Source organism: Kitasatospora sp. GP82, from assembly GCF_029892105.1.
Classification (GTDB): Bacteria; Actinomycetota; Actinomycetes; order Streptomycetales; family Streptomycetaceae; genus Kitasatospora.
Window position 1 is genome coordinate 288,981 of the sequence record NZ_JARZAJ010000004.1, and the last position, 12,344, is coordinate 301,324.

At 70.7% G+C, this 12,344-nt stretch carries 12 protein-coding genes, 1 tRNA gene and 2 pseudogenes; 5 read left to right on the plus strand and 10 right to left on the minus strand.

From position 1 onward, the window contains the following. Positions 1 to 222 precede the first annotated feature (222 nt). The 4 genes from P3T39_RS06285 to P3T39_RS06300 form a co-directional block, all read right to left on the minus strand. Complete coding sequence (locus P3T39_RS06285) at positions 223 to 2,217, minus strand: APC family permease (RefSeq protein ID WP_280696382.1); 1,995 nt, start codon at positions 2,215 to 2,217, stop codon at positions 223 to 225. 316 nt (positions 2,218 to 2,533) lie between these two features. After that, complete coding sequence (locus tag P3T39_RS06290) at positions 2,534 to 4,405, minus strand: APC family permease (protein ID WP_280696327.1); 1,872 nt, start codon at positions 4,403 to 4,405, stop codon at positions 2,534 to 2,536. A gap of 196 nt (positions 4,406 to 4,601) precedes the next feature. Continuing rightward, positions 4,602 to 5,003 (minus strand): hypothetical protein, encoded by a 402-nt coding sequence (locus P3T39_RS06295; protein WP_280696328.1) that lies wholly within the window; start codon positions 5,001 to 5,003, stop codon positions 4,602 to 4,604. A gap of 11 nt (positions 5,004 to 5,014) precedes the next feature. Continuing rightward, positions 5,015 to 5,629: a universal stress protein gene (locus P3T39_RS06300; protein ID WP_348534310.1), complete on the minus strand. Its 615-nt coding sequence runs from the start codon at positions 5,627 to 5,629 to the stop codon at positions 5,015 to 5,017. Between the two features lie 369 nt (positions 5,630 to 5,998). Between P3T39_RS06300 and P3T39_RS06305 the strand changes: the two genes are divergently transcribed. Next, on the plus strand, positions 5,999 to 6,598 hold the full coding sequence (locus tag P3T39_RS06305) for a superoxide dismutase (RefSeq protein ID WP_280696329.1): 600 nt from the start codon (positions 5,999 to 6,001) through the stop codon (positions 6,596 to 6,598). Positions 6,599 to 6,727: 129 nt separating this feature from the next. Here P3T39_RS06305 and P3T39_RS06310 read toward each other — a convergent pair. Continuing rightward, positions 6,728 to 6,808: transfer RNA gene (locus tag P3T39_RS06310), tRNA-Tyr, on the minus strand. Positions 6,809 to 7,023: 215 nt separating this feature from the next. Here P3T39_RS06310 and P3T39_RS06315 point away from each other — a divergent pair. Then, entirely contained in the window at positions 7,024 to 7,512 is a 489-nt protein-coding gene (locus P3T39_RS06315; protein ID WP_280696330.1) for a YajQ family cyclic di-GMP-binding protein, read from the plus strand. Positions 7,513 to 7,834: 322 nt separating this feature from the next. On the opposite strand, the gene P3T39_RS06320 is transcribed toward P3T39_RS06315, so the two are convergent. After that, positions 7,835 to 8,308 carry a hypothetical protein gene (locus P3T39_RS06320; RefSeq protein WP_280696331.1) on the minus strand — a complete coding sequence of 158 codons (474 nt, stop codon included), beginning with the start codon at positions 8,306 to 8,308 and terminating at the stop codon, positions 7,835 to 7,837. Between the two features lie 123 nt (positions 8,309 to 8,431). Between P3T39_RS06320 and mug the strand changes: the two genes are divergently transcribed. After that, complete coding sequence (mug, locus tag P3T39_RS06325) at positions 8,432 to 9,001, plus strand: G/U mismatch-specific DNA glycosylase (RefSeq protein ID WP_280696332.1); 570 nt, start codon at positions 8,432 to 8,434, stop codon at positions 8,999 to 9,001. Between the two features lie 95 nt (positions 9,002 to 9,096). On the opposite strand, the pseudogene P3T39_RS06330 reads toward mug, so the two are convergent. Beyond that, positions 9,097 to 9,186: pseudogene (locus tag P3T39_RS06330) on the minus strand (LysR family transcriptional regulator); the annotation flags it as partial. Between the two features lies 1 nt (position 9,187). Here P3T39_RS06330 and P3T39_RS06335 point away from each other — a divergent pair. Next, a pseudogene (locus tag P3T39_RS06335) lies at positions 9,188 to 9,397 on the plus strand (NADP-dependent oxidoreductase); the annotation flags it as partial. A 43-nt stretch (positions 9,398 to 9,440) separates the two neighbouring features. Here P3T39_RS06335 and P3T39_RS06340 read toward each other — a convergent pair. After that, entirely contained in the window at positions 9,441 to 9,812 is a 372-nt protein-coding gene (locus P3T39_RS06340) for a nuclear transport factor 2 family protein (RefSeq protein ID WP_280696333.1), read from the minus strand. A gap of 126 nt (positions 9,813 to 9,938) precedes the next feature. Here P3T39_RS06340 and P3T39_RS06345 point away from each other — a divergent pair, with 126 nt between their 5' ends. After that, complete coding sequence (locus tag P3T39_RS06345) at positions 9,939 to 10,829, plus strand: LysR substrate-binding domain-containing protein (RefSeq protein ID WP_280696334.1); 891 nt, start codon at positions 9,939 to 9,941, stop codon at positions 10,827 to 10,829. Between the two features lie 8 nt (positions 10,830 to 10,837). On the opposite strand, the gene P3T39_RS06350 is transcribed toward P3T39_RS06345, so the two are convergent. Together P3T39_RS06350 and P3T39_RS06355 are read right to left on the minus strand one after the other, a co-directional pair. Next, positions 10,838 to 11,758, minus strand: coding sequence for a squalene/phytoene synthase family protein (locus P3T39_RS06350; RefSeq protein WP_280696335.1), 921 nt, complete (start codon positions 11,756 to 11,758; stop codon positions 10,838 to 10,840). Between the two features lie 168 nt (positions 11,759 to 11,926). Next, positions 11,927 to 12,130: a cold-shock protein gene (locus P3T39_RS06355; protein WP_280696336.1), complete on the minus strand. Its 204-nt coding sequence runs from the start codon at positions 12,128 to 12,130 to the stop codon at positions 11,927 to 11,929. Positions 12,131 to 12,344 lie beyond the last annotated feature (214 nt).

Below are 12,344 nucleotides of genomic sequence, written 5' to 3' on the forward strand. Positions count from 1 at the left end.
GCCGCTTGGGCAACGCGGCCGGTGGACCCCCACGCCCACCGTGCGGCCGGCTGCCGCATCCCCCACGGAGCGGCTCCGGCCTTCGAGGACGACGCTATGCGCCGCCGAGGGCTGCCACGCGGCTCCTGACGCCCCCTTGGCGGGTGGCGGACCGCTCTTGACACCCCGTTGACGCACGAGGCCCCGGACAGCGGTGCTGTCCGGGGCCTCGCCGGCCGTACGTCAGACGTTCTCGGGGGCCGGGAGCTTCTCGTGCTCCGACTTGATCGCCGGCTCGCCACGGCGGACCGAGCCCGGGGCGCGGCGGGACGGGTGGTCGGCCCGGCGGGCGGAGGTGAGCTGCCAGGGCACGCTGATCACCATCACGCCGGGGGTGAAGAGCAGGCGGCTCTTCAACCACAGCGCCGACTGGTTGTGCAGCAGGTGCTCCCACCAGTGGCCGACCACGTACTCCGGGATGAAGACGGCGATCGCGTCCCGCGGGCTGGTGCGGCGGATCGAGCGGACGTAGGCGACCACCGGCTTGGTGATCTCACGGTAAGGGGAGTCCAGCACCTTGAGCGGGACCTGGATGTCGTACTGGTCCCAGTGCTCCTCCAGCTCCTTGGTCGCGTCCTTGTCGACCGCGACGGAGACGGCCTCCAGTGCGTCGGGCCGGAAGGCCTGGGCGTAGCCGAGGGCGCGCAGGGTGGGCCGGTGCAGCTTGGAGACCAGGACGATGCCATGGACCTTGGACGGGCGGACCGACTCCTCGCGGGGGTCCTCCACGGCCAGCTCGTCGGCGACCGAGTCGTAGTGCCTGCGGATGCCGCGCATCATCACGAACAGCACGAGCGCGGCGACCACGGCGAGCCAGGCGCCCTGGGTGAACTTGGTGGCCATGACGATCACCAGCACCAGACCGGTGGTCAGCGCACCGAAGGCGTTGATCACGCGCGAGCGCTGGGCCGAGCCACGGACCGCAGGGTCGGTCTCGGTGCCCAGGACCTCGTTCCAGTGCCGGACCATGCCGATCTGGGACAGCGTGAACGACGTGAACACACCCAGGATGTACAGGTGGATCAGGTTGTTGACGTTCGCCTTGTAGGCCCACAGCAGCGCGATGTTGACCACTGCCAGCGCGATGATGCCGTTGGAGAAGGCCAGCCGGTCGCCTCGGGTGTGCATCTGCCGGGGCAGGTAGCTGTGCTGGGCGAGGATCGAGCCGAGCAGCGGGAAGCCGTTGAAGGCGGTGTTCGCGGCCAGGACCAGGACCAGCGCGGTGGCCGCCTGGATCACGTAGAACATGATGCTGTGGTCGCCGCCGAAGATCGCCGAGGCCAGCTGGGCGATCACGGTCGGCTGGGAGTAGCTGTGGCAGTCGCCGACGTACCCGATCAGCTGGCAGCTGTCATCGGTCTTGTGCACCTTGGCGACCAGCGCCAGCACGGTCACGCCGATGAACATCACCACGGCGATGATGCCCATCGCGCTCATGGTGCGGGCGGCGTTCTTCGCCTTCGGCGCCCGGAAGGCCGGCACACCGTTGGAGATCGCCTCGACCCCGGTCAGCGCGGTACAGCCCGAGGCGAAGGCGCGCAGGCCGAGCATCAGCAGGCCGATGCCCTTCAGGGTGTCGTTGTGGTCGATCGGCGCGATGCCGTACTGGGCGCTGGCGGCCACCGGGGTGTGCCCGAAGGCCATCTTGATCAGGCCGGTCGCGATCATCAGCAGGATGCCGCCGATGAACAGGTACGTCGGCGCGGCGAAGGCCTTGCCCGACTCCCGTACGCCACGCAGGTTCATCGCGGCGAGCAGCGCCACGAAGGCGACCGCCATCGGGACCCGGTAGTCGTTGATGCCCGGGAACGCCGAGATGATGTTGTCCACGCCGGAGGCCACCGACACGGCGACGGTCATCACGTAGTCGACGAGCAGTGCGGCCGCCACCACCAGTCCGGGCTTGGCCCCGAGGTTCCTGGTCACCACTTCGTACGAGCCGCCACCACCCGGATAGGCGTGCACCACCTGGCGGTACGACATCACCACGACCGCCATCAGCGCGACCACGGCCGCCGCGATCCACGGGGTCAGGTAGAGGAACGCGGTGCCACCGACGGTGAGCACCAGCAGGATCTCCTCGGTGGCATAGGCCACCGAGGAGAGCGGGTCGGAAGCGAAGATCGGCAGGGCGAGACGCTTGGGCAGCAGCGTCTCGCCCAGCTCCTCGCTGCGCATGGCCTTACCGATCACAAGGCGCTTGAGCGCCTGGGGCACGTTGAACACACCAGCGAGCGTAGGGCCCCTATACGGGGTCTTAATAGGCCCATGCGGCGCGCGGCGCGGCGTCCACTCGCCCATTGGGAGCAATGTTTCCCCAGGTCGGAGCAGTTGGCGCAAGCGATTTGGGCGGGGCCTGCGGTGGGGTGCGGGCCCGGCGTTAAGGCTGCGTCAAGATGTCGAGCTGTAATCGGGCATATGGGCTAACAGTTATCTTTCAGGCCGTTTCCAGCCTGCGCACAGCCTGTTCCCGGTACCGCCGCCCGCTTCGGCGCTACATCCGCAGCCGCAGGCGGCAGACCACCGCGTCGGTCCGGCGGCGCAGCGCCCGGTCGATCACCGCGCCGCGCTGGTTCTGCAGGGCACGCTGCCAGAGCCTGGTGGGCTCGACCTCGGGGATCAGTACGGTGATCCGCTCATAGGACCGCTCGACACCGAGCTCATTGACGTACGCGGCCAGCGGAGCGCCGAGCCGGCGGTGCGCGTCCGGTACCTCCACCAGCGGCACCCCTGGCTGCCAGAGTTCCCAGTCGCGGCGCAGTGCCTCGGCGGCCTGCCGGTCCTCGGCGTCCGGGGCGGTGTGGACGACGGTGACGGCCAGGACCTCGTCGCCGAGCGAGACCGCCGCCGAGAGGGCGTCCCTGGTGAGCCGGGAGATCGCGGTGACCGGGACGACGACCAGCGAGCGCTGCCGCGTGACCGCGCCGGGCACCCGGCCCAGCTCCAGCCGCTCGCCGATCCGGGCGTAGGTGCGGTGCACCAGCTCGAAGAGGACGACCAGCAGCGGCAGGGCGAGGCAGATGCCCCAGGCGCCCTCGGTGAACTTGGTACCGGTGACCACCAGCGTGGCGGTGCCGGTGAGCAGCGCGCCGAAGCCGTTCAGCAGTGCCTTGCCCCGCCAGCCGGGCCCGCGCTCGCCGTTCCAGTGCCTGACCATGCCGACCTGGCAGATGGTGAAACCGACGAAGACACCGATCGAGAAGAGCGGCACCAGGCTGTTCACATCGCCGCCCGAGCCGACCAGCAGCACGGCCGAGACCAGCGAGAGGAAGAGCACACCGTGCCGGTGGACCTGGTGGTCGGCGCGCAGCGCGAAGACGTGCGGCAGGTGGTTGTCGCGGGCCAGCAGCCGCATCAGGACGGGCAGGCCGCCGAAGGAGGTGTTGGCGGCGAGCCCCAGCAGGACGACCGTGGCGAACTGGACCAGGTAGAAGCCGAAGCCGTGGCCGAGCGAGGCGTCCGCCAGCTGGGCGAGCACGGTGACGCCCTCGACCGGCTGGAGGTGGAAGCGGCCGATCAGCACGGCGAGGCCGATCAGCATCACACCGAGCAGCGCGCCCAGCGCGACCTCGGTGTGCTGGGCGCGCTTGACCCGCGGCGTACGGAAGGACGGGACGGCGTTGGCCACCGCCTCGACACCGGTCAGCGCCGAACAGCCGGCCGCGAAGGACTTGAGCAGCAGCAGCGCGCCGACGGTGGTGGCGTTCCCGGCGAGCGTGGAGGCGTGTCCGGCGGCGGCCTCGGTACTGGCGGGCGCGTCCCGGAAGAGGCCGACGACGATGATCGCCAGGATGGAGAGGACGAAGACCGCCGTGGGGGCCATGAACCAGCGCGCGGACTCGGCGACTCCCCGCAGATTCACGGCCGTGACCAGGGCCAGAACGCCCAGGCACAGCCAGACCCGCTGGTCGAACAGCGAGGGCACGGCGGAGGTCAGCGCGGCGACACCGGCGGTGACGGAGACGGCGACGTTCAGGATGTAGTCGATGACCAGCGAGGCCGCGGCGGTCAGCGCGGCCCGGCGGCCGAGGTGCGCCTTGGCGACGGCGTATGAGCCACCACCGTCCGGGAAGGCGGCGATCACCTGGCGGTAGGACGCCACCAGGACGGCCAGCAGTACGGCGATCGCGACGGTGACGGGGAGCGTGAACCCGAGGCCGTACGCCCCGGCGGCGGCCAGCACCAGCACGATCGACTCCGGGCCGTAGGCGACGGAGGCCATCGCGTCCAGCGACAGTGCAGCCAGACCGCCGAGGGCTGTCAGCTTGTCGCGGGAGTGCGCGTCCTCCTGCCGGGCGTCGGTATCGGGTGGCTCCTCGTCGGCAGCGACGGCATTCGCCGGGCGCTGTATGTCGGTGCCGGGCATCGGCCTGACCTCCATCGTCGGTGTTCTCTGATCGTCACCGGGCCGGGCGCTTCACCGGCCGCTCCTGACGGCTTCTTGACGCGGCGATCGGGCGAACTGACGCCGTGTTGACGGCACCCCGGAGCACGGGCAGCTCTGCACCCCCTGCAGAACCCGGGGGCCCGACAGCCCCGCGTCCCGCCGGTTGCCCCTTGCTTCAGGCAAGCCGCTCGACGCGTACCCTCCGGCGCGGCAGGGCAGCCGGGAGCGAGGCGAGCAGGGCGGCGGCGGCGAAGAGCGCGAAGCGGGCCAGTTCGGTCCCGGTGCCCGACCAGCCGAGCTGGGCGTAGCGGTGGACGACGAAGCCGTCGAAGAAGAGCCAGCCCGCACCCGCTATCAGCGGTGCCGCCGCCGGGCGCGAGACCGCACCGAGTACGCCGCAGAGCACGGCGTACGCGCCCAGCGCGAACCAGCTCTCCCGCAACTCCCCCACCCCGGCGAGTGCCCCGGCCAGCGCGGCGCCGCCAACGAGCCCGAGCGCGCCCGACATGTCCACCGCGAGCCGGGAGGTGACCGGACGGTACCAGTGGCTGCCGGGCCTGGCCCGGTACAGCTGCACGGCCCGGCCCCTCAGCGCTTGAAGGCGAGTTCGAGATCTTCTTGGACGGTCTCGGGAGTTCGCGGGTGCCAGAGCGTACGGAGGTTGCGGACGGACCAATGCCCACACCTCTCCAGTTCACGCTGGAGCGGTGGCCTCGGCACCGCGAGCACGGGGCAACTGGCGTGCCTCAGGCAGTACTTCGCGACCGAGGGGCGCAGCCTGCGGCCGCCGCCCGCCCCGACCACCAGGACATCGCCCGGCCGGTCGGCCAACTGCACCAGGGCATAGCCGGGTTCGCTGCGGACCGCCAGCGACTCGAAGCGCACCCCGAGATCGGCCACCGTGCCGCCGAAGGCGTCGTCCAGTGCCGTCCTGAGCCGTTCGACGGCGGCGTCGCGGACGGCCGTGAGCAGCGGGGGGCAGGGCGAGCGGCGGTAGCCGTGCTCCCCGCCCGGGGGCTCCCAGACGAGCACGGCGAGCACCTCGGCATCGGTACGGCGGGCTTCGGCGACGGCCCGGTGCAGGGCGGCCAGACTGCCCAGCGAGCCGCTGACGCCGACCACCAGGCGGCGCTCCGCCCCGTACTCCCGGCTGTGCTCCATCTCCGCCCCTTCGCTCTGCTCGGCCCGTCCGGCTCGACGCATCCAGCGAATCAGCGGCCAGGGCCCGCGAGCGGTTCCTTGACGGAGCCCTGACGGGGCGGTGGGAGATCCGTACGCGACCCTGACGGTGCGTGGACGGACCGGCCGCGACCGAATCGGCGTCACCGGGCCGAGGGGGTGGTGGGGGTGGGTCGGCCAGGTGTCCCGGCGGTCGCCGGTCGGGAAGACGATCAGCTCTGGCGGAGGACTCCCGGCGGGACGCCGGGACGGTCTTCAGCGGGGAGGCTGACTGGCCCCCACCCCCGCGCAACACTCTCCTGCCATTCAGATGTAATTGCAACCTATACGCAATAGTGTTGGCCGGGCACGGCGACCACCTGTGAAGCACAGCGACTAGGAGCCATCTCAACCATGGGTCAGTACACGCTCCCCGACCTTCCGTACGACTACTCCGCCCTTGAGCGCGCCATGTCGGCGGAGATCCTCGAACTGCACCACTCCAAGCACCACGCCGCGTACGTCAAGGGCGCCAACGACACCATCGAGCAGCTCGCCGAGGCGCGGGACAAGGAGCAGCTCGGCGGCCTGGTCGGCCTGCAGAAGACGCTGGCCTTCCACCTCTCCGGCCACGTCCTGCACTCCCTCTTCTGGCAGAACCTCTCCCCCGAGGGCGGCGACCGTCCCGAGGGCGCCCTCGGGGACGCCATCAGTGAGCACTTCGGCAGCTTCGAGGCGTTCCGGAAGCAGCTCACCACCGCCACCGTCGGCGTCCAGGGCTCCGGCTGGGGCATCCTCTCCTGGGAGCCGCTCGGCAAGCGCCTGATCGTCGAGCAGGTCTACGACCACCACGGCAACGTCGGCCAGGGCACCACCCCGCTGCTCGCCTTCGACGCCTGGGAGCACGCCTACTACCTGCAGTACAGGAACGTCCGCCCGGACTACGTCACCCGGCTCTGGGATGTCGTCAACTGGACCGACGTCAGCACCCGCTTCGCCGCCACCCAGGCCTGACCCCTCGTCCGGCGGGGCCCGCAGCAGCGGCCCCGCCGGCCCTGCGGGCCACTACGGCCCGCTGCGGCCCGGAACGAGAACGGCCCCCGATCGGCGTTTCCGCTGATCAGGGGCCGTTCCGTTATCCGGTGGCTGGTGCAGGGTTCGAACCTGCGTAGCTTGCGCGACAGATTTACAGTCTGCTCCCTTTGGCCACTCGGGCAACCAGCCAGGGATTGCGCCTCCCGGGGCTCGCCCCGTTCGACGTGGTAAACCATACCTGATGGGTGGGGGTGGTTCGCCACTCGATAGGCCCCGTGACGATCACGCGGGCCGCGTGGCTGTCGGGGGCGGGCGGGGGCCGTGCTGGATAGGCTGGGGCGGCGCCTGCCCCGTGCGGGCGGGCGCGGACAGTGAAGCCAGAGCATCAAGGAGACCAACACACCATGGCCGACTCCAGTTTCGACATCGTCTCGAAGGTCGAGTGGCAGGAGGTCGACAACGCGATCAACCAGACCTCCCGCGAGATCGCCACCCGCTTCGACTTCAAGAACGTCGGCGCCGAGATCAGCCGGTCGGGCGAGAAGATCGAGATGAAGGCCAGCGGCGAGGAGCGGGTCAAGGCGATCCTGGACGTGCTGCAGAGCAAGTTCATCAAGCGCGGGCTCTCGCTCAAGGCGCTGGACGCGGCCGACCCGCAGCTCTCCGGCAAGGAGTACAAGATCTTCGCGGATGTGAAGGAGGGCATCTCCCAGGAGGATGCCAAGAAGGTCGCGAAGATCATCCGTGACGAGGGCCCCAAGGGCGTCAAGGCCCAGGTCCAGGGCGACGAGCTGCGTGTCACCTCGAAGAGCCGGGATGACCTGCAGGAGATCCAGGCCCTGCTGAAGGGCAAGGACCTCGACTTCGCGATCCAGTTCGTGAACTACCGCTGAACCCGCGCCTGTCGCTGAACCGGCGCAGAGCGGTCGCGCCGTCGGCCGCACACCTCGGCCCCGGACCGTGCACGGTCCGGGGCCGAGGCGCGACCACTCCGGTCAGGTGCCGGTGAGGCCGGCAGCCTGCCCGGCAGGCCCTGGACGGCGTCCGGGAGGCGCGCACGAGTTGCGTCTTCCTTTCGGTGAGGTTCAGGCATTTCGCCTGCCCCACACGTTGGGCCACCCCGTACGGCCCGGCCACCGCTCGCACACGGAATGTACGCCGAATGGCGCCATGCCCCGGCGGCGCCGAGCTCGGAGCACGCCGGGTGAGGCCGGGTCAGTGCCCCAGCCAGCCCTCCAGGTGGCGGTGCCGTCCGAGACCGACCGCCTCGAACTCGTCGCCCCCGCAGGAGGAGTGTGCGCCGAGCCGGCGCAGCACTCGGGATATCGGACTGCCCTCGGCGGGGAAGGGCTCGCCCGGCGCGCTGGCCAGCGGGCCGAGTTCGATCTTCCCGTCCACCCAGACCGCCGCCTGCTGACTGCCGTGGCCACCGAAGTAGTCGGCCTCGACATAGGCGACCGGACCGGCCTTGGACCAGGCCCCCAGCCGGTGGCCGAAGCCGCCGGGGAAGAACCCGAAGCCCGGCACGACAGCACCCTCGGGCTGATGGAGGGCGGCGAGGAGCGCATCCGTCATCGGGATCAGCGCCAGTTCCTGCTCCAGCCGCACGGCCCGCGCGAGCCGGACCTCCGCGGCCACCACACTGGCCAGTTCGGCAGTGGCGATCAGCGCTCTGAGTTCGTATGACACTCAGTCATTCTGCGCTACTCGCGCCATGCCGGACCACAGAAATAATCGAACTGAGTATTTATTAGATCTTAAGCCAGGAACCGGGAATGGGAGGCCGAAGCCCGCGCCGGGCAGACTGGCCCGATGACAAACCCGACCAGGACCGTCCGCCCCACCGCCGAACAGCTCGCCGCCGCCCACGGCACGACCATCCCCGATGTCACCGCCCCGGGACTGCGAGTGCTCTTCTGCGGGATCAACCCCGGGCTCTGGTCGGGTGCCACCGGCCATCACTTCGCCCGTCCAGGCAATCGCTTCTGGCCCGCGCTGCACCGCTCCGGCTTCACTCCCCGCCTGCTCCGGCCGGACGAGCAGGGGGAGTTGCCGGCACTGGGCCTGGGCATCACCAACGTCGTCGCCCGCACCACCGCGAAGGCCGACGAGCTGAGCGCCGAGGAGTACCGACAGGGCAGCGCCGCACTGGTGGAGCGGGTGGAGCGGCTACGCCCCTACGCACTGGCCGTGTTGGGGATCGGCGCCTACCGTACGGGCTTCGGCCGGCCGCGGGCCCGGATCGGCTGCCAGCCGGATCGGATCGGCGGCACCGAGGTCTGGGTACTGCCCAACCCCAGCGGCCTGAACGCCCATTACACGCTGGACGGCCTGGCGGCCGAGTTCCGCATACTGCGCGAGTCGCTGCCGCCGGTCGACTGACGACGCGACCGGCGGCGGTCAGGCGGCTGCGGCGAGTCCGTCCGGAAGATCGGCCGAGCGGAGTTCCCGGACGAGCGCCCGGACGGCCACGGGGTGTCGAGGGTGGCGATGCCGAGATCGGCACGGCCGCCGGCCACCTCACCGGCGGTGCCGCGGCCGACCTCCCGGACGATCCGCACCTGCGGGAGCCTGCGGCTGGAAGGCTTCCTGGTGCGCAACTACGGCCATCTGCAGGACGAGTTGCAGGAGTTCCTGGCCTCGCACCTGCGCTCCGGCCGGGTCCTTGCCGACCAGACCGTCATCGAGGGCTTCGAGAACGTGGTCGACGCCTTCCTCGGCATGCTGCGCGGGGAGAACACCGGAAAGATGACCGTCCGGGTCTCCGACCCGCGCTGAGCACGCCCCGGGCTTCACGCGCCGGCGCTCGGCCCGACGGCCGTCACTCCTCGTCCTTGCGGGGCTCCGACGCGGCGAGCAGGGCACGCGGGTCGAAGGTCGCCCGGACCCTGGTGATCCGCCCGTTCTCCACCCGGCTCCAGTTCGCGACCGAGAACGGCGGCACCACGGTGGTGTGCAGCTCGAACCAGGTCAGTACGTCCGAGCCGTCGGTGAAGGTCTGCTGGACGACCACGTCGGTCGTGATCCGCCCGAGCCCCTCAAGCCCCTGCCGGCATTCCTCGGCACCGTTCGCCTGCCCGAGCGGTCCGGCGAAGGTCACGTCATCGGCGAGCAGCGACCCCAGACGGTCGAAGTCCTTCGTCCGCCAGGACTCGAAGTAGGCGGCGGCCACCTGCGCGGCATTCTCGGTCATGAGATACGTCCTTCCCCGTCAATTCCCTTGCGGCGTCCGCTGTCCGGCCCGCCGTACCGCTACTCTGCACCCCCTGGCTTCCATACGTCCAACATCTGGATCTTCTGATTGCTAGCATTAATCGTTATGGAACTTCGCCAGCTGGAGTATCTGGTCGCCGTCGTCGAAGAGGCCAACTTCACCCGCGCCGCAGCCCGGCTGCACGTCGCCCAGCCCGGGGTGAGCGCGCAGATCCGCCAGCTGGAGCGCGAACTCGGACAGGAGCTGCTCGACCGCTCGGGTCGTACGGTGCGCCCCACGGAGGTCGGCGCCGCCGTCCTGCCCTATGCCCGGGCCGCGCTCGCCGCCGTCGAGGGCGCCCGGCAGGCCGTCCAGGAGCTCACCGGCCTGGTCCGGGGGCAGGTCGCCGTCGGCACCGTCACCTCGCTCGGACCCGGCATCGACCTGCCGGGGCTCCTGGCCGACTTCCACCAGGCCCACCCGGCCGTACAGATCGGCCTCACCGAGGACAACTCCGACCAGCTGGTCCAGGCCCTGCTGGCCGGACGGATCGACCTGGCGATCATCGGCCTGGCCGGCCCGACCCCGGCGGGTATCGACATCCAGACCGTGGTGGACGAGCCGTTCGTTCTGGCCGTCGACCACACCGACCCGCTGGCCGGCCGCGACAGCATCACGCTCGGCGCCCTCACCGAGCGGCCCCTGATGTGCCTCCCCGTCGGCACCGGGCTGCGTGCCGCACTCGACAACGCCTGCGCCGCAGCCGGACTCCGCCCGCAGATCGCCTTCGAGGCGCGCGATCCGAACGTCCTCGCCGAACTGGCCGCACGCGGCCTGGGCGCAGCCGTCCTGCCCGAGTCCCTCGCCCTCTCGCGCCCCGACACACTGCACCCGCTGACCATCACCCGCCCGGGTCTGCGCGGACGCCTCGCCCTCGCCTGGCGCGCCAACGGACCGGTCAGCCCGGCCGCCAACTCCCTGGTCCGGCACGCCCGAGCCGCACTCCCGGACCGCTGAGCCCTCCGCTACCCGGCCCGAAGACTCCGCCCGGCGTCGCGCCGGGCCCGCGCGAGCACCCGGAGCGGCGCCACCACGCCGTATCCGACATCGCGTCTCAGCGCCCCGGCTCCCGCTCGCTCGACCGCCCGCAACTGGCACTCCATCAACTCGGCCATCACCTGCACCACCGGCCGCAGCCCCGGAGCGCTGAGGCCGATCACATCCCGAGAGCCTTCCAGCGCCGCCCTCGCCTGCCCGCACAGCTCGGCCAGCAGCGCCCGCACCGCCTCGGTGTCGGCACCCTGCTCCAGCTGGCGGCGCGTCACCCCGTACCGGTCCAGCTGCTCACGGGGTATGCACAGCCGGCCGTCCCCCAAGTCCCCGGCCAGATCGGCCAGGAAGTCCACCCGCTGGGCCGCGTCCACGAACCGCCGCCAACCGGCCGCCGCCCGCGCATCCGGCCCGCCCTCGTACTGCAACCCGGCGAAGACCAGCAGACCGGGGCAGGCGTAGTCGTCCAGGTACGCCTGATAGTCCCGGTCGGTCTCGAAGCCCGCGAACGACGCCTCGACGGCGGCCGCGCCCTCCAGAAAGGACGAGACCCACGAGAGCGGCAGGGCGCGCGCGGCCACCGCATGCGCGTACGCCGCCAGCACCGGGTCGGCGCTGTGCCCCGAGGACAGCGCCTCGGCCGTCCGCTCGCCCAGCCGGCGCAGACCGGCCGTGCGCTGCTCCACGGAACCGCTCTCGGCCACATCGTCCACCAGGTTCATGAACGCCAGTCCGGCCGCCAGATACGGCACCAACGCGGGCTCCGCCAGCAGTCGCAGCGCCAGGTACGGGGCCTGCTCCCGCCGCAGCACCCGCCGGGCGGCAGCCGTGTAGACCGCGCGCACCGGCGCCTCGGTGATTCCGGCGGCGGTCAGGGTACGGCGCCAGGTCGGCACGGCGGTGTCTTCTCCTTCATCGGCACGCGGGATCGGAAGCCCGCCCACACGGTACCGAAGCAGGTCCGTCCGTCCGGTCGAGCACCCGAGCCGGACGACGACGAGGGGCCCGCAGTCTCCTGCGAGCCCCTCGGTGCGGCGCTGTCGCCGCTCACATCGACCGTCGGATCAGACGAGGACGATGTTCTCCGCCTGCAGGCCCTTCTGGCCCTGCGTGACGTCGAACTGGACCTTCTGGCCCTCGACGAGCTCGCGGAAGCCCTGGGCGGCGATGTTGGAGTAGTGCGCGAAGACGTCGGCGCCGCCGCCGTCCTGCTCGATGAAGCCGAAGCCCTTCTCGGCGTTGAACCACTTCACGGTACCGGTGGCCATTGATTTCTCCTTCAGGTGAATCCAGCGTCCCGCACCTTGCGGGTCGCCGCGTCGTCGCCCTGATCACCCATCCAAAGAAACCGGAGAAGAAAATAAAAAATGCGCCGCGGGGTCGAAACCAGCAGGCGCACATAAATTCATGGGAACCAAAACTGCAACTTGGTCCAGCGTAGCACGGTACGCCCGATCGGCAAGGGAAAATCGTGTCCGGTTG